Genomic DNA, 21,421 nt, shown 5'->3' with positions numbered 1-21,421 from the left:
CGCCCTGTTCGTCGGCCTTGACGGGCTCAGTCGACAACGAGTTCAAGCATGATTGTCGACAGCGGCGGCAGAAGCATCGTCGCCGAGATGCTCTTGCCTTCCGCCCTTGCCTCGACCATGCCGCCATTGCCCATGCCGGAGCCGCCATATTCGGATGCGTCGGTGTTGATGATCTCGCGCCACTTGCCGGCCTTCGGCAGCGGCACGCGGTAATTGTCGCGCGGCACCGGCGTGAAGTTGGAGATGACGGCCACCGGGCTGCCGCCCGGCGCGTTGCGCACCCAGGCGAAAACCGAATTCTGGCTGTCGTCGACGATCAGCCAGGAAAACCCTTCCGGCTCGCAGTCGCGGCCGTGCAGCGCCGGGCGAGAGCGGTAGAGATAGTTGAGATCGCGTACTGTCTGCCAGACGCCGCGATGCGGGCGGAAATCGAGCAGGTTCCAGTCGAGCGCGCGCGCCTCGCTCCATTCGCGGCGCTGCGCGAATTCCTGTCCCATGAACAAGAGCTTCTTGCCGGGATAGCCCCACATGAAGCCGTAATAGGCGCGCAGCGTCGCGAATTTCTGCCAGTCGTCGCCGGCCATCTTGCCCAGCAGCGTGCCTTTGCCGTGGACCACCTCGTCATGCGAGAGCGGCAGCACGAAATTCTCCGAGAAGGCGTAGGTCAGGCCGAAGGTCAGGTCGTTGTGGTGGTGCTTGCGGAAGATCGGCTCCTTGGAGAAATACTCCAGCGTGTCGTGCATGAAGCCCATGTTCCACTTGAAGCCGAACCCCAGCCCGCCTTCATGCACCGGCGCCGAAACCTTCGGCCATGAGGTCGATTCCTCGGCGATGGTCATGACGCCGGGATGGTGGCCGTAGACCTCCTTGTTCATCTTCTGCAGGAAAGAGACCGCCTCGAGGTTCTCGCGGCCACCCTTCTCATTGGGGATCCATTCGCCGGCCTTGCGCGAATAGTCGAGGTAGAGCATCGAGGCGACCGCATCGACGCGCAAACCGTCGACATGGTATTTTTCGGCCCAGAACAGCGCGTTATTGACCAGGAACGATATGACCTCGCGGCGGCCGAAATTGTAGATCGCGGTGTTCCAGTCGGGATGGAAGCCCTTGCGCGGATCGGCATGCTCGTAAAGCGCGGTGCCGTCGAAATGGGCCAGGCCATGCGCGTCGACCGGGAAATGCGCCGGCACCCAATCGAGGATGACGCCAACGCCGGCGCGGTGCGCGCCATCGACAAAACGGGCAAAGCCGTCCGGATCGCCGAAGCGAGCCGACGGCGCGTAAAGCCCGGTTGTCTGATAACCCCAGGACGGGTCATAGGGATGTTCGGAGATCGGCATGAATTCGATGTGGGTGAAACCGGTCTCGACCGCATAGGGGATCAGCCGGTCGGCCAGTTCGTCCCATGACAGGAACGTGCCGTCGTCGCGAAGCTGCCAGGACCCGGCGTGGACTTCGTAGATGGAGATCGCTTCGCGCCGGTGATCGGCATTGCGCCAGAAATTGCGGTGCGCCTCATCGCCCCATTCATGCGCCGGCGGCACGGCGACAACCGAGGCCGTGGCCGGGCGCAGTTCGGATTTGAACGCAAACGGGTCCGCCTTGAGCGGCAGCCTGACGCCGTCGGGCCCGATGATCTCGTATTTGTAGGGTCGCCCGGCGCCGATGTCGGGCACGAACAGTTCCCAGATGCCGGTGTCGCGGCGATCGCGCATCGTGTGGCGGCGGCCATCCCAGTCGTTGAAATCGCCAACCACCGAGACGCGTTTTGCATTGGGAGCCCAGACGGCGAAATGCACGCCGGTGGCGCCTTCATGCTCGATGACATGCGCGCCAAGCTTGTCGAACAGCCGGAGGTGCGACCCCTCGGCGATGTAATAGTCATCCAACGGGCCGAGCACCGGGCCGAACGAATAGGGATCGGTCAGCCACCAGTCGCCGCCGGCATTGCGCGCGTGATAGCGCAGCGGCTGCCGCTTCTTGATCGACAATCCGCCTTCGAAGAAGCCGGCATCGTCTCGCCTGGACAATTGACCAGCCTCGATGCCCGTCAGCGTATAGGCGGTGACGGTCTCGGCATGCGGAACGAAGCAACGGGCAAACAGGCTTTTGCCGACCTCATGGACACCGAGGACCGCAAACGAATCTCCATGCGTGCCGGCGACAATCGCCGCAACATCGCTGGCTGGCGCCAGTCCGTCCGGCCCGCTTGTCGCAGCGGTCGCGCGCGGCTTCCTCATCAGGCAGTGTCCCTCCCAGGGCACCAGGTGTTTGTTTCTGATGATGCGCGTTGGCATTCAACCAGCATCACCGGGACCACATTGTTCGTGGCCTCATGCAATCACATCAGGCAGGCACGTTCCAGATTTCTTTCGCGTATTGGCGGATCGTGCGATCGGACGAGAACCAGCCGACGCGCGCGACATTGCGGATTGCCCTGGCATACCAATCCGGGCTGTTGCGCCAGACGGCGTCGACATCACGCTGGGCGGCGGCGTAGGCGTCGAAGTCGGCGGCGACCATGAACCAGTCGCTGTCGTAGAGGCCGTTGATCAGTTCGCGGTAGCGATTGGGATCATCGGGCGAGAAGACGCCGGACGAAACAGCGGCCACAGCCTGCGCCAGTTCGGACGAACCCTCGATCACGGCGCGCGGGTTGTAGCCATTGTTGCGCCGCTCGGCCACTTCAGCCGTCGTCAGGCCGAAGATGAAGATGTTGTCGTCGCCGACGCATTCCTTGATCTCGACATTGGCGCCGTCGAGCGTGCCGATGGTCAGCGCGCCGTTCAGCGCAAACTTCATGTTGCCGGTACCCGACGCTTCCATGCCCGCGGTCGAAATCTGCTCGGACAGGTCGGCGGCCGGCATCATGATTTCGGCCAGGCTGACATTGTAGTTCGGCACGAACACCACTTTCAGCAGGCCACGCACCGCCGGATCACGGTTGATGACCTTGGCGACATCGTTGGCGAGTTTGATGATCAGCTTGGCGTTGTGATAGCTGGGCGCCGCCTTGCCGCCGAAGAATTTCACGCGCGGCATCCAGTCGCGTTCGGGATGCGAACGGATCTGGTCGTAAAGTGCGATCGCCTCGAGGATGTTGAGGAGCTGGCGCTTGTATTCGTGGATGCGCTTGACCTGGATGTCGAACAGCGCCGAAGGGTCGACCTTGATGCCGAGCCGGTCGGCGACGAGATTGGCCAGCCGCACCTTGTTCTGCCGCTTGACGCCCGCGAATTTTTCCCGGAACGCGCTGTCATCGGCAAAGCCCTCGAGCCCTTTGATGGCGTCGATGTCGTCGAGAAAGCGGTCACCGATCGCCTCACGGGCGAGCGAGGTCAGCCCAGGATTGCACTGGATCAGCCAGCGCCGCGGCGTGATGCCGTTGGTCTTGTTGTTGATACGATCGGGATAGAGCTTGTGCAGGTCGGCGAACACCGTTTCCTTCATCAGCTCGGTATGCAGTGCCGAGACACCGTTGATCGAGTGCGAGCCGACAAAGGCGAGGTTGCCCATCCGCACGCGGCGGTCGCCGTTTTCCTGAATCAGCGAGATGCGGCCGATCTGCTCATCCGAGAACTGGTCGGTGGCGCGTGCCTCCAGAAGCACCTGCGCGTTGATGGCGTAGACGATCTGCATATGGCGCGGCAAGAGCCGCTCGAACAACGGCACCGGCCAGCTTTCCAGCGCCTCGGGAAGAAGCGTGTGGTTGGTGTAGCCGAAGGTGCGCTTGGTGATGTCCCAGGCGAGATCGAAGTCCATGCCGTGGACATCCATCAAGAGCCGCATCAGCTCCGGCACCGCGATCGCCGGATGGGTGTCGTTCAAGTGGATCGCCGCCTTGTCGGGCAGCGACTTCAGGTCACCGTACTGGCTGAGATGGCGCTGCACGATGTCCTGCAGCGAGGCGGTGGAGAAGAAATACTCCTGCCGCAACCTGAGCTCCTGCCCGGCCATATGGGAATCGGCGGGGTAAAGCACGCGCGACAGCGCGTCCGCCTTGTTGCTTTCGGCCAGTGCGCCGATGTGGTCGCCGGCATTGAACTTGTCGAGCAGGATCGGATCGACCGGCATGCCCGACCACAGCCGCAGCGTGTTGACGCGGTTTGCCCGCCAGCCGACGACAGGCGTGTCGTAGGCGACGGCCAGGACATGTTCGGTCGGCTTCCAGACGTGGCGCTCCAGCCGGCCATCCTTCGAGGTGATGGACTCCACCGAACCGCCGAAACCGACTTCGAAGGAGCGTTCGCGCCGTTCGAATTCCCAGGGATTGCCGTGATCGAGCCAGGTCTCGGGCAGTTCGACCTGCCAGCCGCCTTGAATCTCCTGGCGGAACATGCCGTTGGCGTAGCGGATGCCGTAGCCGTGTGCCGGAATGTCGACGGTCGCCATGCTTTCCATGAAGCAGGCAGCGAGCCGGCCAAGGCCGCCATTTCCGAGCGCGGCATCGGGTTCGAGCGCCGCGATGAGATCGAGGTCGACGCCGAGCGACGACAGCGCCTCGCGCATATTGGCCATCAGGCCAAGATTGGAGAAGGCGTCACGCATCAGGCGGCCGATGAGGAATTCAAGCGACAAATAGTAGACGCGCTTTTCCTGCTGGTCGTAGGCCTCTTTCGTTGCCTGCATCCAGCGATCGACGATGCGGTCGCGCACGACCTTGATCGAGGCCGTCAGCCAGTCGTACTGGGTCGCGACGGTGGTATCCTTGCCGACCCGGTATTTGAGGGCCACCAAGACTTCCCTTGCGAGCGTCTTCGGATCAGGATTTTCGAGCAGTGGAGGAAGGGTTTCGGATGTCATCGCGCGCGTCATGCTGCCTCTCGTGCGGTTGCAATGATCATACCGGCTTTCACCATTCATCCCAGCCCATGTTACTGCATTGCAACATATATTCAATCGATTTAGATGAATGCGCTCCGGCTTACCCTGCGGCAATTTGACAATCAGGCGGCGAGCGCAGCCTCCGGAGGCGCCTTCGCGCCGGTCATGAAAGCGACGGCATCGGACATCGTATATTGCTTGGGGTCGATGACGCAGAGGCGACGGCCGAGGCGATGGATGTGGATACGGTCGGCCACCTCGAAGACATGCGGCATGTTGTGCGAGATCAGCACGATCGGCAGGCCACGTTTTTTCACGTCGAGGATCAGTTCGAGCACGCGGCGGCTCTCCTTGACGCCAAGGGCGGCCGTCGGTTCGTCCATGATAACCACCCGGCTGCCGAAGGCAGCGGCGCGCGCCACCGCCACGCCCTGGCGCTGGCCGCCCGAGAGCGTCTCCACCGCCTGGCTGATGTTCTGGATGGTCATCAGGCCGAGTTCGGTGAGTTTGTCGCGGGCGCGCTTTTCCATCGCCGGGCGATCGAGCATGCGCAGCCACTGGCCAAGGAAGCCGGGTTTGCGGATCTCGCGGCCGAGGAACATGTTGTCGGCGATCGACAGTGCCGGCGACAGGGCCAGGTTCTGGTAGACGGTCTCGATACCGGCTTCGCGGGCTTCCATCGGCGACTTGAAGGCGACGGCTTTGCCTTCGAGCCGTATTTCACCTTCGTCGGGCACGGCCGCGCCGGAAATCGCCTTGATGAGCGACGACTTGCCGGCGCCATTGTCGCCGATGACGGCAAGGATTTCGCCGGGGTATAGGTCGAAGTCGGCATTGTCGAGGGCGGTGACGCGGCCATAGCGCTTGATCAGACCGCGCGCGGTGAGGATGGGTTCCTGGGTCATGACTATGCCGAAACCTTTCTGATCCATTGGTCGATCGCCACGGCGCCGATGATCAGCACACCGGTGAGCAGCACTTTCCATTGCGGATCGGCGCCCAGCATGTTGAGACCCATGGAGACGACGCCGACGATCATCGCGCCGAACAACGTGCCCAGGATCGAGCCGCGCCCGCCGAAGAGGGAAATACCACCGATCACCGTCGCGGTGATGGCCTGAAGATTGTAGTCGGTGACGGCTGCGGACGGCGAGATCGAACCGTTGCGACCGATGGAAACCCAGGCAGCGAAAGCGGCGATCAGCCCGGCAAGTGTATAGACCGTCACCAGCACCTTCTTGGTCTGGATACCCGACAGCTTCGCCGCCTCCTGGTCATCGCCGACGGCGTAGACGTGGCGGCCCCATGCGGTGTGATTGAGCACGTACCAGAGGATCATCACGAGCACGACCGTGGCAATGACGCCTAGCGTCAGCACCGCCGTGCCTATCTTGAAGCTCAGGGCGAACAGATGCAGCAGCGGCGCCTGGGTGTCGACGTCGGTGTCGCGGATCGTCTCATTGGCCGAATAAATGAAGTTCGTGGCCATGACGATGTTCCAGGTGCCAAGCGTCACGATGAAGGGCGGCAGCTTCATGTAGGCGACCAGCAACCCGTTGAGCAGTCCACAGGCCGCACCGGCGGCGAGCCCGATCGTCACGGCGAGAATGGCCGGCATACCGTAACTGACCGCGCAATTGCCCATGATCACGGCTGAAATCACCATGATGACGCCAATCGAGAGGTCGATGCCGGCAGTCAGGATGACCAGCGTCTGCGCGGCCCCCAGAATGCCGACGATGGCGATCTGCTGCAGGATCAGCGTCAGCGTATAGGACGAAAAGAAACGTCCGCCGATGGCGATGCCGAAAATGATGATCGACAGGACCAGCACGATCAGCGGCACTGCCGCCGGCGTCGAATGCAGGAAATGCTGGATGCGCTTGACGGCCGATTTGTGTTCGTCGAACGCGGCAACGCTGGTGTCGCTGCCCGAGAGAACCTTCTCGAATTCCTGAGCTTGAGCCATGTTTCCTCCCCGTGAGGTGTCAGCCTAGCGCCGACGCCCGTCCACGCCTTTCCGGTCTGCAGCCGGGATTGTTCGCGGTCACGCGACCCATCGTCCACCCGAAGCGGTCGGGGATCAAGCCCCAACCGCTCGAGTTCGGTAATTGCCGGTCAGACCAGCATCAGCCCCAGCACTTGGCGAGGCCTTCCTTGGTGTCGATGGACTTCACGCCATTGGCCGGCTTGTCGGTCACCAAATTGACGCCGGTGTCGAAGAAATTCTTGCCTTCGGTCGGCTTGGGCTTGGTTCCGTCCTTGGCGAAGGCGGCGATCGCCTCGATGCCGAGCGCGGCCATCTGCAACGGATATTGCTGCGATGTCGCACCGATGACACCTTCGGTCACCGACTTCACGCCGGGGCAGCCGCCGTCGACGGAGACGATCAGCACCTGCTTTTCAAGGCCGACGGCCTTGAGCGCCTGGTATGCGCCGACAGCTGCCGGCTCGTTGATGGTGTGGATGACGTTGATGGTGTTGTCCTTCTGCAGAAGGTTCTCCATCGCCTTGCGGCCGCCCTCCTCGTTGCCGTTGGTGACGTCGTGGCCGACAATGCGCGGATCGGTTTCGTCGCCGATCTTGTTTGGATCCTTCACGTCGATGCCGTAGCCCATCATGAAGCCCTGGTCGCGCAGCACGTCGACCGTCGGCTGCGACGGCGTCAGGTCGAGGAAGCCGATCTTGGCGTCCTTGGCCTTGTCGCCAAGCGTGGCAGCGGCCCAGGCGCCGATCAGCTTGCCGGCCTCGAGGTTGTCGGTGGCGAAGGTCGCATCGGCCGCGTCGATCGGGTCGAGCGGCGTGTCGAGCGCGATCACCAGCAGGCCGGCGTCACGCGCCTTCTTCACGGTCGGCACGATACCCTTGGTGTCGGATGCGGTGATCAGGATACCCTTGGCGCCGTCGGCAATGCAGCTTTCGATCGCCGCCACCTGGCTCTCGCTGTCGCCGTCGATCTTGCCGGCATAGGTCTTGAGGTCGACGCCGAGTTCCTTGGCCTTAGCGGTCGCGCCTTCCTTCATCTTGACGAAGAAGGGGTTCGTGTCGGTCTTGGTGATCAGGCAAGCGCCGACACCGGCCGCGGAAGCGGACGACGCAAACGCCATCAGACCCAGGGCGGCCGCGGCAAACACGGTCGATTTCAACAGTTTTGTATTAGTCACGTTCTTCCTCCCAGTGGAACCATTCCGGATGCCGGCCACCGGCATCTACGGCGCATCCTACGAAATTTCTCCCAGCGTGGACGCCGCCTCAACAGACACCAGACCGCGGTCGCTGTCAATAATTAAATCACTCTTATTTATTATTGACAGCCTTGCACCGTTCACTCATTCTGGCCCAAAAGCATTGAGGGGAAACGATGGGAGGAACAGGGTGGAGACCGCCACTGCGAGGCACGGTTCGCCCGAAGCGAATGACAGCCTGATTCACCGCGGCACCAACCAGAGCGGCATGCGCGACCACAACGAGCGGCTGGTGCTCTCGCTGGTGCGCCAGCACGGCAGCCTGGCGAAATCCGACATCGCCCGCATGACCGGACTTTCGGCACAGACGGTTTCGGTCATCATGCGCGAACTGGAGGAAGAAGGCCTGCTGGTGCGCCAGGCGCCGTTGCGTGGCAAGATCGGCCAGCCCTCCATCCCGATGGCGCTCAATCCGGAAGGCGCCTTCTTCATCGGCCTCAAGATCGGCCGCCGGAGCGCCGAACTGGTGCTGATCGATTTTCTTGGGCATGTGCGCTCGATGCTGCAGCACTCCTATCGCTATCCGGCACCGCGCGAGACTGTAGAGTTCGTCACCGAGGGCATGAAAAAGATGCGCGGCGAACTGACGCCGGCCCAGGACAAGCGCATCGCCGGGCTCGGCATCGCCATGCCATTCGAACTGTGGAACTGGGCCGACACCGCAGGCGCGCCGCGCGACGTCATGGACGAATGGCGCCACCGCGACATCAGGGCCGACATCCAGGCGCAATGCGAGTTTCCGGTCTATCTGCAGAACGACGCCACCTCGGCCTGCGGCGCCGAGCTCGTCTTCGGCCAGGCGGGTGGCGCGCGCGACTTCGTCTATTTCTACATCGGTGCCTTCGCAGGCGGCGGCATCGTGCTGAATGGCCGGTTGTTCGGCGGCCCGACCGGCAATGCCGGCGCGCTCGGCTCGATGCCGGTGCCCGGACCGGACGGCAAGCCGACCCAGTTGATCGACGTGGCTTCGATCGCCATGCTGGAGAAAGCGCTCAATGCCCGCGGCGTCGAGGCCTCGCATCTGTGGACCTCGCCCGAGGATTGGGGCGAGATCGGTTCCGAACTCGACGACTGGATCGCCAATGCCTCGCAGGCGCTTGCCTATGCCATCGTCGCGGCGTCCTCGGTCATCGATTTCGAGGCGGCAGTGGTCGACGGCTGGATGCCGCAGGCGGTGCGCCGCCGGCTGGTCGATGCCATCGTCGCGGCCATCGCGACAATCGACGGCGAAGGCCTGAAACTTCCCATCGTTCGCGAAGGAACCGTCGGCATCCACGCCCGGGCGCTCGGCGGCGCCAGCCTGCCGCTTTCCGAACGCTTTCTGATCGGCTCGACGACGATTTCCAGGAGTGCCTGAATGCTGATCGGAATCCCGGCGCTGCTTGGACCGGACCTTCTGGCGACACTGCGCGCCATGGGCCATGGCGACGAGATCGCCCTTGTCGACGGAAACTATCCGGCAGAGGAGCAGGCAAGGCGCCTGGTCCGGGCCGACGGTCATCATCTCATCCCGGTGCTCGATGCGATCCTGAGCGTGCTGCCGGTCGACGACGCCGTTCCGGAAGCCCTGTTTCGCGCCTCGGTCAAAGGCAATCCCTCGATTGCCGATCCAGTCCATCACGAGATCGAGGCGGTCTGCGCCAGGCACGCACCGGGCCGCAAGGTGGTTGCACTGGCCGGCGCCGACTTCTATGCACGGGTCAAATCGGCGCATGCCATCGTCGCGACAAGCGAGCCGAGGCTTTACGCCAACATCATCATCCGCAAGGGCGTGATCTATCCGCCGGAGACCAGAAAACCATGATCCTTTGCTGCGGCGAAGCCCTGATCGACATGCTGCCGCGCACCACGACGCAAGGTGAGCCGGCTTTTGCCCCCTATGTCGGCGGCGCGGTGTTCAACACGGCGATCGCGCTTGGACGGCTCGGCGCGCCGGCCGGCTTCTTTTCCGGCCTGTCGTCTGACCTTTTCGGTGGCCAGTTCAGGGATGCGCTCGGCGCGAGCAAGGTCAGCTCTACCTATGCCCACACCTCGCCCAGGCCGACCACGCTCGCCTTCGTGCGGCTCACCAACGGTCAGGCGACCTACACATTCTATGACGAGAACACCGCCGGACGCATGCTGACGATCGATGACCTGCCGGTGCTCGGCGGCGAGATCGAAGCCATGCTGTTCGGCGCCATCAGCCTGATCTCGGAGCCCGCCGGCGCCGCCTATGAAGAGTTCATGCGGCGCGAACACGCAAGCCGCGTCATGATGCTCGACCCCAACATCCGGCCGAACTTCATCCCGGACAAGGCAAAGCACCTCAAGCGCATTCGCGCCATGATGGCGATGGCCGACATCGTGAAACTGTCGGACGAGGACCTGAACTGGTTCGGCGAAGCCGGCTCGCATGAGGATGTCATCCGCAACTGGCTCGACCGCGGCCCCAAGCTGATCGTCGTCACGCATGGCAGCGAAGGTGCGGTTGGTTACACCAAGGACCATGCCGTCACCGTGATGCCGGAGAAGGTCGAGGTGGTCGACACCGTCGGAGCCGGCGACACGTTCAACGCCGGCATCCTCGCCTCGCTGCATGAACAGGGCCTGCTGACCAAGGCGGCCATCGGCACCCTTACGCAAGACGCCATCCGCAAGGCCTTGGCGCTCGGCGCAAAGGCGGCGGCGGTGACCGTGTCGCGCGCTGGCGCCAATCCGCCGTGGCGGCACGAAATCGCCTGATCTGGCCGTCAGTGGGCTGCAAGCCGCGCCAAAGGCTGATCACTTTATGTTTCCGCGAGCCGGAAAGACGCGATAAACTTGCCAGTCTATGCCTGGCGAAGCCCGGATTTCCGGCATCTTTGGCATTACCGGGGAAGGCCTGAAGTAACAGGCTGCGACACCTGGGCAACCTGCGCTGCAGCCGGGCCGGCTTTCTCGACCGGCCCAAGTCTGGTACCAGCGGGCCAGTTAAGTTGTTGTTTATGTACGTATCGCAAACCCCGGTTCGGGCGAGAACGTACTCCACCGTTTAGAGGCCGACATGCAGTTCATCGATCTAGGCGCACAGCGCGAACGTATCCGCGACCGGCTGAAGGCCGCGATCGACCATGTCGTCGAAGACGGTCGCTACATCCTGGGCCCTCAGGTGGCGGAGTTCGAGAAGAAGCTCGCCGCCTATGTCGGCACCAAGCATGTCGTGGCCTGCGCCAACGGCACCGATGCGCTGCTGCTGCCGCTGTTTGCCGCCGGCATCGGACCAGGGGATGCTGTGTTCGTGCCGAGCTTCACCTTCGCCGCCACCGCCGAAGTGGTGGCGCTGGCCAAGGCGGAACCCGTCTTCGTCGACGTCGATCCGGTGACCTACAATATCGACATCGCCAGCCTCGAAGCGGCCATCGCCATGATCAGGAAGGAAGGAAGGCTGAAGCCGAAGGCGATCATCCCGGTCGACCTGTTCGGCCTTGCCGCCGACTACGATGCGATCATGGCGATCGCCAACCGCGAAGGACTGCTGGTGATCGAGGACGCCGCCCAGTCGATGGGCGGGTCGCTCGACGGTAAGATGTGCGGCGCCTTCGGCCATGTCGGCTCGACCAGCTTCTATCCGGCCAAGCCGCTTGGCTGCTATGGCGACGGCGGCGCGATGTTCACCAACGACGACAAGATGGCCGACAAGCTGCGTTCCTTCGCCTTCCACGGCAAGGGCGAGACGCAATATGACAATGTCCACGTCGGCATCAATTCGCGGCTCGACACGCTGCAGGCGGCGATCCTCATCGAAAAGCTCGCCATTCTCGAAGACGAGATGGTCGCACGCCAGGTGGTGGCAAACCGCTATGCCGAAGGGCTTGGCGATGTCGTGGCTGCCGCCCGCAACCTCGACGGCAGCCGTTCGGCCTGGGCGCAATACGCCATCGAGACGCCCAAGCGCGACGGCCTGAAGGCGCATCTGAGCGAAAAGGGCATTCCGTCCGTCATCTACTACGTGAAGCCGCTGCACGCCCAGGTCGCCTATCGCGACTATCCGCGCACCCCGACAGGCCTTGCCGTGTCGGAGGACCTGCCGAAGCGCATCCTGTGCCTGCCGATGCACCCCTATCTCAGCAAGGCCGACCAGGATCGGATCATCGAGACGATCCGCAACTATATCGGCTCGAACTCGGCGCAGGCCGCGGCCGAGTAGTCGGCAGCCGGTCTCAGACGGGGTTGGCCCCTGCCCTGCCGCTGGCGATGAAATGCGGGTTGGCGAAATCCTCGTCGTCGGCCTGGTCGCGTTTGCCGTAGGCCAAGAGCTTGCCGTCCAGCGTGCGTGTCGTGCCGCCCGCCGCGCGCAGCACCGCGTCGCCCGCCGCGGTGTCCCATTCCATGGTGCGTCCGAAGCGCGGATAGACATCCGCCTCGGCGCTGGCGAGAAGACAGAATTTCAAGGACGAACCGACCGAGACGATCTCGGCGGCACCGAGGTCGCGAATATAGGCTTCGGTTTCCGGCGTGTTGTGGGAGCGGCTGGCGACCACGGCCAGCGGCGCTGCTGCCGTTCTCACCGAAATCGGCCGGCGGCCGACGATCTGGTAATCGCCATCAATCTCCAGGGATTCCGCCCTGCCCGGCCGTCCCGAAAAGAAGCGGCCAGTGCAAGGTGCGAAGACGACGCCGACTTCCGGCACACCATGGCGCACGAGCGCGATGTTGACGGTGAAGTCGGTGCGGCGATTGACGAATTCCTTGGTGCCGTCGAGCGGGTCGATGAGGAAGAAGGCCTCGCCAAGATCGGTCGGCATGATTCCGGCCGCCGCTTCCTCTTCTGCCACGCAGGGAATGTCGGGAAATGCGGCGCGCAGGCCGGCGAGGATGATCTTCTCGCTCTCGCGGTCCGCCTCGGTTACCGGCGAGGCGTCCGATTTCCGGTCGACCGCACAGCCGGCGTGGAACACGCGCATGACCTCGCGTCCGGCCGCCAGCGCCAGCCGCTCGAAGACGTCCAGCATCGACCTGTCGTCAGATACCGCCGCCGCTGTCATATTGGTCTTCGGCAATGTCACGCTCGTTCAGCCAGTGTTCCAGGGCATCTACCATCTCTTCCGCCGATCTGCCGAGCGTCTTCAGATGAATTTCCGGTTTTTCCGGCGCTTCGTATGGGGAATCGACACCGGTGAAGTTCTTGATCTCGCCGTTCAGCGCGCGGGCATAGAGGCCTTTCGGATCACGCCTGGCACACTCCTCGAAGGGCGTGTCGACAAAGACCTCGATGAACTCGCCGTCGGCCATTAATTCCCTGGCCATCCGCCGTTCGGCGCTGAACGGCGAAATGAACGAAACAATGACGATCAACCCGGCATCGGCCATCAGCTTGGCCACTTCGGCCACCCGGCGGATGTTCTCGACGCGGTCGGCATCGGTGAAGCCGAGATCGCGGTTCAGACCGTGACGGACATTGTCGCCATCCAGGATATAGGTGTGCCGGCCGGTGGCGAACAGCTTCTTCTCGAACAAGTTGGCGATGGTCGACTTGCCGGAGCCCGAAAGCCCGGTGAACCAGAACACGGCGGGCCGCTGGTTCTTTATGTCGGCGCGCACGCGCTTGCCGACATCAAGCGATTGCCAATGGATGTTCTCGGCACGGCGCAGCGAGTGCACGATCATGCCGGCGCCGACGGTGGCGTTCGAGATGCGATCGATCAGGATGAAGGCGCCGGTGGTGCGGTTCTCGGCGAAGGGATCGAAAGCGATCGGCGCCCGCGTCGAGATGTTGCAGATGCCGACTTCATTCATTTCAAGCGACTTGGCCGCCTCATGGGCGAAGTCATTGACGTTGATGCGGTATTTCAGATCGGTGACGGTGGCGCTGGTCTGGTCGGTTTCGGTGCGCAGGATGTAGGAACGGCCCGGCAGCAACGCATGCTCGTCAAACCAGACGATGTTGGCGGCGAACTGATCGGCCACCTGTGGCCGAGCAGCTGGCGATACCAGCATGTTGCCTCTGGAGACCTCGACCTCGTCGTCGAGGACGAGCGTGATGGCCTGGCCGGCCACCGCCTGTTTGAGATCGCCGCCATAAGCGACAATGCGTTTGACATGCGAGGACTTGCCGGATTTGGCGACGACGACCTCGTCGCCTTGCGCGATGGCGCCGGACGCGATCGTGCCGGCAAAACCACGGAAGTCGAGATTGGGGCGGTTGACGTACTGCACCGGAAAACGGAACGGCTGTTCGACGGCAGCCTCTTCGACCGAAACGGTCTCGAGGTGCTCGATCAGCGTCGGACCGGAATACCATTGCATGTTCTGCGACCGGCTGCTGACATTGTCACCATAACGGGCCGACATCGGGATCGGCACGATGGTCTGGAAGCCGAGATCACGCGAGAATTGGCCATAGTCTTCGACGATCCGGTCGAAAACCGCCTGGTCGAAATCGACGAGATCGATCTTGTTGACGGCCAGCACGATGTGACGGATGCCGAGCAGCGAGGCGATAATCGAATGGCGCCTTGTCTGGCGCAACACCCCCTGCCTTGCATCGATCAGCACGATCGCCAGATCGGCTGTCGAGGCGCCTGTCGCCATGTTGCGGGTGTACTGCTCGTGGCCGGGCGTGTCGGCGACGATGAACTTACGCTTGGGCGTCGCAAAGAAGCGGTAGGCGACGTCGATGGTGATGCCTTGCTCGCGCTCGGCCTCGAGGCCGTCGACCAGCAGCGCGAAATCGATGTCGTCACCGGTAGTGCCATGCTTGCGCGAATCGCGTTCGAGCGCGGCAAGCTGATCCTCGAAAATCTGCTTGGTGTCGGACAAAAGACGACCGATCAGCGTCGACTTGCCGTCATCGACAGAACCGCAGGTCAGGAAGCGCAGCAGCGACTTCTTCTCCTGCGCGGCCAGATAGTCGCTGACACTGTCGGTGGGGGCGAGGCTTTTTGCCATGATGTGACGCATGGTCAGAAATATCCCTCGCGCTTCTTCTTTTCCATGGAGCCGGCTTCATCACGGTCGATCAGGCGGCCCTGCCGCTCGGAGGTGCGCGCGGTCAGCATCTCGCCGACGATGGCTTCGAGCGTGTCGGCATCCGATTCGATGGCGCCGGTGAGCGGATAGCAGCCCAAAGTGCGGAACCGAACCAGCCGGTTCTCGACCGTCTCGCCGGGGCGCAGTTTCATGCGATCGTCGTCCTTGAGGATCAGCATGCCGTCGCGCTCCACCACCGGCCGTTCCTTGGCGAAATAGAGCGGCACGATCGGGATGTTCTCTTGCAGGATATACTGCCAGATATCGAGTTCGGTCCAGTTCGACAGCGGGAAGACGCGGATCGATTCGCCCGATGCGATGCGGGTGTTGAATATCTTCCACATTTCGGGGCGCTGATTCTTCGGATCCCAGACATGCTGGGCATTGCGGAAAGAGAATATGCGCTCCTTGGCGCGCGACTTCTCCTCGTCGCGACGGGCGCCGCCAAAGGCGGCATCGAAACCGTATTTGTCGAGCGCCTGGCGTAACGCCACGGTCTTCATCACATGGGTGTGGGTGTTCGAGCCATGGTCGAACGGGTTGATCTTGTCGCGCACGCCGTCTTCGTTGACATGCACCAAAAGGTCGAAGCCGAGTTTTTGCGCCATCTGATCGCGAAAAGCGATCATTTCGCGGAATTTCCAGGTGGTATCGACGTGAAGGAACGGGAACGGCGGCTTGGCGGGATAGAACGCCTTCATTGCCAGATGCATCAGCACGGATGAATCCTTGCCGACCGAATACAGCATGACCGGCTTGGAGAAGGCGGCCGCGACCTCGCGGAAAATGTGGATGGACTCGGCTTCAAGCCGCTGCAGATGCGTAAGTGCTATGGTCATAGACTGTGAGCGTTCTCTCGTGCCTTGCGACAGAAGACCCTGCGTCAAATCATCGAGCCTTTTGCGCCCGGTTCAAGCTTCGCTTCTGGACAAAGTGTTTTCGTGCGGGCGTTCTAGCAGATCGGCGCAGGGCAGAACAATGCAAGACTAGCCCGGCAGCGGTCGGTTCGGGAATGAATTTTCCACGCTTTCGCCATAACCCGAAAATTTCTGTTCGCAAGGCCGCCAGCCGGGAAAAGGCAGGAAAAATATTACTCGGGAGACCATGACGACAAACACCCCTGGCGCCCTTTGCCAATCGACGGGCGCCGGGCCGCCGATTTTCCGTGACAACAAGCCCCGGCGCACTATCGAAAAGACCGTCCAGCCGTTATACAACCTGCGGAAGCGGGCAAGATGCGTCATCAGGCATGGGCAATTCGAGGCGAGCATATTCGGTTCCGCTGAACGGGATGTGCCGCATTAAGCTACTCGAGAACAGCGAGCCCGAAACTTGAACCGGCTTTCGTCCATCAGACCGCAACTTACGCCGTCGCGGATCAATATCTACTTCTCCATTCTTTGCTTCTTTTTTCCACCGGTCCTGGGATCGCTGGTCAGCTTCGTGTTCAATGGCGGCGGCCTGTGGTCCGTCCTGTTGATCGCCTTGAAGAAGAGGCGCTACAACATCGACAGGGCGATGATGGCGCTGACGATCGCGATCTATGCCTACTGCACGGCCAATATCGTGGCGTCCATTGTCAACAATGCGATCGTCCGGGATGCGCCACGCCTTATTCCGCTCGTGACCTTCCTGCTTTTCCCGATCTCCTATTCAACCTGGAGCATCACGCAGAAAACCACGCTCGTCCGCATCATCGTGCTCAGCAGCCTGGCCGCCTGTTTCGTCGCGCTGCTGCTGGCCGTTATCCAGCAATATTGGGTGGGGATGAGGGCCAAGGGCGGGGCCGGCAATGCGATCGTGTTCGCGGAGGTGCTTTGCCTTGCCGTAATGGTCTGTGTGGCTGGTGCCTTGTCGGGTATCGAGAGACACAGGAACGCCCTCATCTGCGCAGCCCTTGGCGGAACGATCGCCATCATCTACTCCGGTACGCGCATTATCTGGCTGTCGCTGCTGATCGCCGGCATCGCCGTCCTGCTGATCAACCAACAGAGGCTGAAAGGAAGGAATGCCATTCGCCTGCTGGTGCTGCTGGTGGCGGTCGGCGCCGTGATCGCGGCCGTCGGTTTCCAGACGATATCCGGGCGTGTCGACTTTCTGCGCTCCGACCTGGACGCGCTCGCGACCCATGGTGACTACACGACGCCCATCGGATTGCGATTCGCCGTGTGGGATATCGGCCTGAAGGCGTTTCGTGAGATGCCCCTGTTCGGACATGGAGTGGGTGCCACCCAGACCTTGATAAAACAGGGCTTCCGCGATCAGTTCGGAATGGATGCAGGCTTCAGCCATTTCCACAACGGCTTCCTGACCGCCTTGGTGCAGGCGGGAATCCTGGGCGCGGTGACGCTGGCGGCAATCTTTGTCGTTGCCGCCAGGAATGCCGCCTTGGTCCTGCGAAACAGCACCGATGCGATCGAGCGGTTCGGCGCCACCATGATTGTCATCGTGGTGATCACCTATCTCACGGCCGGAATGACAGGCATCCTGGTCGGCCACGACATTCTGGACTCGATGCTGATGGTCTTCCTGGTGTCGGGAACGTATCTCGCCTCCGGACGTCAGGCTCCGTTGCCGCAAGACCAGGCACTTACGCCGATGACGGACGAACGAGAGCTGGCGCCGGTGGCGGAAGACCCAATCCTTTCGCCGACGATGGAAGAGCAGATGCGTCCATCCGTCACCCAATAGGCGTTCAGGGCAAAGGCGATGAAAGTCCTGGTCACAGGCGCGACGGGCTTTATCGGCCGTCAGGTGGTCAGCCAGCTTCGAAAGGCCGGCGCCGAGCTCCGCCTCGCGTCCCGCCACCCGGAGAGGCTTGGCCCCGGACATGACGCCGTGCAGATGCCCGGTTTCGATGCGCCGACGGCTGCCTTCCTGGCGCTTACCAGGGACGTTACGGATGTCGTCCATTGCGCGGGTCTGAACAATGATGAAGGCAATGCCACCGAAGCCGATTTTCGGCAGGCCAATGCGGAATTGAGCGCACGGTTGGCGCAAGCGGCGGCCGAACAGGCAAGCGGACGGTTTATCCAGCTCTCCTCGATCCGGGCCGTGATCGGCGCGCGCGTCAGCGCAACGATCGACGCGGACACGATACCCGATCCGCAATGCGCCTATGGGCGCTCGAAGCGCGAAGCAGAGATCAGGGTGCTGGACACCTATGCGTCGCATGGCCGTTTCGACGCCGCCGTGCTGCGGCTGCCTCCGGTCTACGGGAGCGGCATGAAAGGAAACCTGGCGACACTGATGCGCCTGGCCGACACGGCTCTGCCGTTGCCGGCAGGCGCGCTGACGGGAACCCGCTCGCTGTTGTCGTCGCAATCGGCGGCAGGCGCGGTGTGGCATCTGCTCAGCCATTCGGGACCGCTGTGCCCGATCTATGTTGCCGGCGATGTGCCGCCGGTTTCGATCGCTGACATCGTCGGCGCCTTTCGCAGCGGTTTCGGACGGCCGACGCGCCTGGTAGCCGTGCCGGCCGGGCCGTTGCGGGCAGCCGCGATCCTGTTGGGCAAGCGGACGTCCTGGGACAGCTTGACCGCGACACAGATATGCGACCCTTCCCTGCTCGTATCGGAAGGCTGGCTGCCGGAAACCGGCACGCTGGAGCGGCTGGCCGAGATAGCGCGGCTCGAAAACGCTCAATCGCCGCCGTTGCGATAGAGCGTTCCAAACAGGATGCGAAGGTCGAGCCAGAACGACGCCGCCTTGAGATAGGCGGCATCCGTTTCGGCCAGAAGCTGTGGGTTCGACATGTCGATGCCCCTGATCTGGGCCATGCCGGTAATGCCCGGACGTACTGCCAGAACCCCCAGCCGCCTGCGACGCTCGATCAGTTCCGTCTGTGTCGGCAGACAAGGGCGCGGCCCGACCAGGCTCATCTCGCCCTTGAGAACATTCCAGAATTGCGGCAGCTCATCGAGCTTGAACTTCCGCAAGATCTTTCCGACCGCGGTCACGGCATTCGCCGGCGCTTCGTGCGAGGGCAAGGACGGCGTTCCCTGGACCATCGTCCGCAACTTGTGGCAGCGAAACAACACACCATCGCGGCCGACCCGCGTTTGCGAAAAGATCACCGGACCGGGCGACGATGCCCGCACCGCAAGCGCGCAGAGCAATAGAACAGGCGACGTCACCAGCAACAGCAGGGCTGTCGCGACGAGATCGAAGGCTCGCTTCAGTCGCTTCACAGCCTTCCCCGGATCATTAAAACCGCCAGCGCGGGATCGATATCCCAGGAAGATCTCGCCGTTCAACCGTCAGCTGCAACGTCTCTAACCTGCTTGCCCGACTGTTCTCGAGCCAGTTTCCTGCCGCGTGTCTGACGCTGATGTCTCCGGCCGATGGAGTTCCGCCAACACGGCAAGGGCGGAAGCCTTGTCCTGGTTCTTCATTGCCGCCTGCAGCGCAGCCAGTGCGGCCTGAATCGCCGGCCACGCCACGACATCGGTCCTGAGACCGAATATCTTGGCGATGTCGAGCGTGACGATCTCTTCATTGGCGCCCTGCAGCGTCTCATGCAGCTTCTCGCCGGGCCTGATGCCGGTAAAGCGGATCGGGATATCCGCATAGGGCGTCTTGCCGGCCATGCGGATCATGGTTTCCGCGACTTCGAGAATCGGCACGGGTTTGCCCATGTCCAGCATGTAGATGGCATAGTCGTCCTTGCCGTTACGCGACTGTGCGTCAGCGGCGGCCATGATGACGAGGTCGACAGCTTCCGCCACCGTCATGAAATAGCGGGTCATGCGTCGATCGGTAATCGTGACCGGGCCGCCGGCCTCGATCTGTGCCTGGAAGATCGTCGCCACCGAACCATTGGAGCCAAACACATTGCCGAACCGCACGGCTATGAACTTGGTGCCGGAACGACGCCCATCCGCCGCGATTGCATGGCTTTCGTGCAGGGAGCTGACGAGCTGCTCGGCCGCTCTCTTGGTGATGCCAAGCACCGAGGTCGGATCCACCGCCTTGTCGCTCGAGATGAGCAGGAACTGCGGAACGCCGCATTTGGCGGCAACCTCAGCGCAGACAAGCGTGCCGAAAACATTGGTCTGGATGGCCGATTCCCAGTTTTCCTCGAGCAGCGGAACGTGCTTGAGCGCGGCGGCATGGAAGATGATGTCCGGTTTGAATTCCGTGACGACACGCGTCATCTGGCGCCGGTCCGCGACATCGACAATGCGGACCTTCAGGCGATCATGGTCCTTCTCGTCGACATACTGGCTCAACTGGAAGATGCCGAACTCGGAATTGTCGGCGACCAGCACCGCCCCTGCCCCCAGCTCCAGCGACCGCTTGACCAGTGTGCGGCCGATAGACCCTGCGCCTCCGGTCACCAGGACGCGCTTGGCGCCGACGAAAGCGCCAATGCGTTCGATGTCGGACGGCACCGTCGGACGGCGCAGGATCGTTTCCATCTCGACTTCGTCGAGAACGATCTTTCCCTCCTGCCCCAGCTGCGAAAGCCTCGAGAACTGTACGACGGCTATGCCGCCATGGCGGGCAACACGCACGAGCTCGGAATATTCCTCGATCTCATGCTCGACGCCGCTGCCGAAAATAAGCAGGTCGATGCTCTTGGTGCCGGCGGCGAAGTCCTCCAGCACATCGATCAGGCGCGGCCGGGACGCCACCACGGGAACACCTTGAATCCGTGTGCCCAACGGAGCGCCGCGCTCGGTCGCCATGATGCCGGCGATTGAATAGTCGGCCGGCTCTGCCGTGCGGGTGAAGCGAATGATCAGGTCGGCCTCGCCAAGCCGACCGACGAACAGCGCCCGCTTGGCCTGTGTTTTATTGGCCTTCTGGGTGAGGATGCCCCAGCTCGCGCCGTCGCGAAGAAATCGGTAGAACAGCCGAGGCGCCGATATGATGGTGAAGGAAACGAGGAAGAAGACGATGAATTGGCGTTCGTTGAGGCCAGCCACGGGCTGGAGGAAACGAGACATCAGCGAAACGGTATAAAGCACAACCGTCAGAATCGCGCAGCTCTTCAGAATGTTGAAAAAGTCCGGGGTCGAGGCAAAGCGCCAGATCGTGGTGTAGAGGCCACAATATCTGAACAGCAGGTGGCTGATGAGAACGACCCCCGCCCAGGTGACAAAGCCTTCGTAGGAGAACGCATCGAACGAAAGGTCTGATCTGGAGAGGACGAGACTAAGCGCCACCGCAACCAGGACCATGGCCAAATCCTGGACCATGATGAAGGCGCGCCGCATCTTCGGCCGACTTCCGGATACGGCTTTTACATAGGAAGTCATTGGCCAGTACTATACTCCAGCAAGGATTCGAACATTACAGCCTCGCGCGATCGAATGACATCCCTCGCCGATCGCTTCGAAGTTCTAATCCTCAGCCCC

At 62.3% G+C, this 21,421-nt stretch carries 16 protein-coding genes; 6 read left to right on the top strand and 10 right to left on the bottom strand.

Translation table 11 applies throughout. The annotated features are described in order from the left end of the window. Positions 1–26 precede the first annotated feature (26 nt). The 5 genes from glgB to AC04SF_RS04265 all read right to left on the bottom strand — a co-directional run bounded on the left by glgB (position 27) and on the right by AC04SF_RS04265 (position 7,931). A complete protein-coding gene (gene glgB, locus AC04SF_RS04285; protein WP_488476640.1) occupies positions 27–2,240 on the bottom strand; it encodes a 1,4-alpha-glucan branching protein GlgB in 2,214 nt (737 codons plus the stop codon). A 106-nt stretch (positions 2,241–2,346) separates the two neighbouring features. Further along, on the bottom strand, positions 2,347–4,815 hold the full coding sequence (locus tag AC04SF_RS04280; protein ID WP_488476639.1) for a glycogen/starch/alpha-glucan phosphorylase: 2,469 nt from the start codon (positions 4,813–4,815) through the stop codon (positions 2,347–2,349). A gap of 131 nt (positions 4,816–4,946) precedes the next feature. Beyond that, entirely contained in the window at positions 4,947–5,729 is a 783-nt protein-coding gene (locus AC04SF_RS04275) for an ATP-binding cassette domain-containing protein (RefSeq protein ID WP_488476638.1), read from the bottom strand. A 2-nt stretch (positions 5,730–5,731) separates the two neighbouring features. Next, positions 5,732–6,793 (bottom strand): ABC transporter permease, encoded by a 1,062-nt coding sequence (locus tag AC04SF_RS04270; protein ID WP_488476637.1) that lies wholly within the window; start codon positions 6,791–6,793, stop codon positions 5,732–5,734. A 160-nt stretch (positions 6,794–6,953) separates the two neighbouring features. Beyond that, positions 6,954–7,931, bottom strand: coding sequence for a sugar ABC transporter substrate-binding protein (locus AC04SF_RS04265; protein ID WP_167448946.1), 978 nt, complete (start codon positions 7,929–7,931; stop codon positions 6,954–6,956). Between the two features lie 268 nt (positions 7,932–8,199). On the opposite strand from AC04SF_RS04265, the gene AC04SF_RS04260 reads away from it, so the two are divergent. From AC04SF_RS04260 to AC04SF_RS04245, 4 genes are all read left to right on the top strand, one after another. Beyond that, on the top strand, positions 8,200–9,426 hold the full coding sequence (locus AC04SF_RS04260) for an ROK family transcriptional regulator (protein WP_488476636.1): 1,227 nt from the start codon (positions 8,200–8,202) through the stop codon (positions 9,424–9,426). Then, on the top strand, positions 9,427–9,873 hold the full coding sequence (locus AC04SF_RS04255; RefSeq protein ID WP_488476635.1) for an RbsD/FucU family protein: 447 nt from the start codon (positions 9,427–9,429) through the stop codon (positions 9,871–9,873). After that, entirely contained in the window at positions 9,870–10,793 is a 924-nt protein-coding gene (locus AC04SF_RS04250) for a carbohydrate kinase family protein (protein ID WP_488476634.1), read from the top strand. The genes AC04SF_RS04255 and AC04SF_RS04250 overlap by 4 nt, the downstream gene beginning before the upstream one ends. Before the next feature lie 301 nt (positions 10,794–11,094). After that, complete coding sequence (locus tag AC04SF_RS04245) at positions 11,095–12,237, top strand: DegT/DnrJ/EryC1/StrS family aminotransferase (protein WP_488476633.1); 1,143 nt, start codon at positions 11,095–11,097, stop codon at positions 12,235–12,237. A gap of 13 nt (positions 12,238–12,250) precedes the next feature. On the opposite strand, the gene cysQ is transcribed toward AC04SF_RS04245, so the two are convergent. Genes cysQ through cysD form a run of 3 tightly spaced genes read right to left on the bottom strand, consistent with a single transcriptional unit; the run spans position 12,251 to position 15,898 of the window. Next, a complete protein-coding gene (cysQ, locus tag AC04SF_RS04240) occupies positions 12,251–13,042 on the bottom strand; it encodes a 3'(2'),5'-bisphosphate nucleotidase CysQ (protein ID WP_488476681.1) in 792 nt (263 codons plus the stop codon). Between the two features lie 10 nt (positions 13,043–13,052). Next, positions 13,053–14,990, bottom strand: coding sequence for a sulfate adenylyltransferase subunit CysN (gene cysN, locus AC04SF_RS04235; protein ID WP_488476632.1), 1,938 nt, complete (start codon positions 14,988–14,990; stop codon positions 13,053–13,055). Positions 14,991–14,992: 2 nt separating this feature from the next. Then, complete coding sequence (gene cysD / locus AC04SF_RS04230; protein WP_488476631.1) at positions 14,993–15,898, bottom strand: sulfate adenylyltransferase subunit CysD; 906 nt, start codon at positions 15,896–15,898, stop codon at positions 14,993–14,995. Positions 15,899–16,391: 493 nt separating this feature from the next. Here cysD and AC04SF_RS04225 point away from each other — a divergent pair, with 493 nt between their 5' ends. Next, entirely contained in the window at positions 16,392–17,750 is a 1,359-nt protein-coding gene (locus tag AC04SF_RS04225; protein WP_488476630.1) for an O-antigen ligase family protein, read from the top strand. A gap of 18 nt (positions 17,751–17,768) precedes the next feature. Beyond that, positions 17,769–18,722 (top strand): UDP-glucose 4-epimerase family protein, encoded by a 954-nt coding sequence (locus tag AC04SF_RS04220; protein WP_488476629.1) that lies wholly within the window; start codon positions 17,769–17,771, stop codon positions 18,720–18,722. Here the strand turns inward: AC04SF_RS04220 and AC04SF_RS04215 are convergent. Then, positions 18,701–19,249, bottom strand: coding sequence for a sugar transferase (locus AC04SF_RS04215; protein WP_488476680.1), 549 nt, complete (start codon positions 19,247–19,249; stop codon positions 18,701–18,703). The two genes, AC04SF_RS04220 and AC04SF_RS04215, sit on opposite strands and share 22 nt — an antisense overlap. Positions 19,250–19,333: 84 nt before the next feature. Then, entirely contained in the window at positions 19,334–21,322 is a 1,989-nt protein-coding gene (locus AC04SF_RS04210) for an SDR family NAD(P)-dependent oxidoreductase (RefSeq protein ID WP_488476628.1), read from the bottom strand. Positions 21,323–21,421 lie beyond the last annotated feature (99 nt).

The organism is Mesorhizobium sp. CNPSo 4671, assembly GCF_057784245.1.
Note: the sequence above shows the minus strand (reverse complement) of the source record. Positions and strands in the feature narration are given on the sequence as shown.

Coding starts and splice junctions, on each gene's coding strand:
- AC04SF_RS04280 (WP_488476639.1), bottom strand. CDS start 4,815: ATGACGCGCGCGATGACATCCGAAACCCTTCCTCCACTGCTCGAAAAT.
- AC04SF_RS04265 (WP_167448946.1), bottom strand. CDS start 7,931: ATGGCGTTTGCGTCGTCCGCTTCCGCGGCCGGTGTCGGCGCTTGCCTG.
- AC04SF_RS04255 (WP_488476635.1), top strand. CDS start 9,427: ATGCTGATCGGAATCCCGGCGCTGCTTGGACCGGACCTTCTGGCGACA.
- AC04SF_RS04210 (WP_488476628.1), bottom strand. CDS start 21,322: ATGACTTCCTATGTAAAAGCCGTATCCGGAAGTCGGCCGAAGATGCGG.
- glgB (WP_488476640.1), bottom strand. CDS start 2,240: ATGAGGAAGCCGCGCGCGACCGCTGCGACAAGCGGGCCGGACGGACTG.
- AC04SF_RS04220 (WP_488476629.1), top strand. CDS start 17,769: ATGAAAGTCCTGGTCACAGGCGCGACGGGCTTTATCGGCCGTCAGGTG.
- AC04SF_RS04275 (WP_488476638.1), bottom strand. CDS start 5,729: ATGACCCAGGAACCCATCCTCACCGCGCGCGGTCTGATCAAGCGCTAT.
- cysN (WP_488476632.1), bottom strand. CDS start 14,990: ATGCGTCACATCATGGCAAAAAGCCTCGCCCCCACCGACAGTGTCAGC.
- cysQ (WP_488476681.1), bottom strand. CDS start 13,042: ATGCTGGACGTCTTCGAGCGGCTGGCGCTGGCGGCCGGACGCGAGGTC.
- AC04SF_RS04250 (WP_488476634.1), top strand. CDS start 9,870: ATGATCCTTTGCTGCGGCGAAGCCCTGATCGACATGCTGCCGCGCACC.
- AC04SF_RS04270 (WP_488476637.1), bottom strand. CDS start 6,793: ATGGCTCAAGCTCAGGAATTCGAGAAGGTTCTCTCGGGCAGCGACACC.
- cysD (WP_488476631.1), bottom strand. CDS start 15,898: ATGACCATAGCACTTACGCATCTGCAGCGGCTTGAAGCCGAGTCCATC.
- AC04SF_RS04245 (WP_488476633.1), top strand. CDS start 11,095: ATGCAGTTCATCGATCTAGGCGCACAGCGCGAACGTATCCGCGACCGG.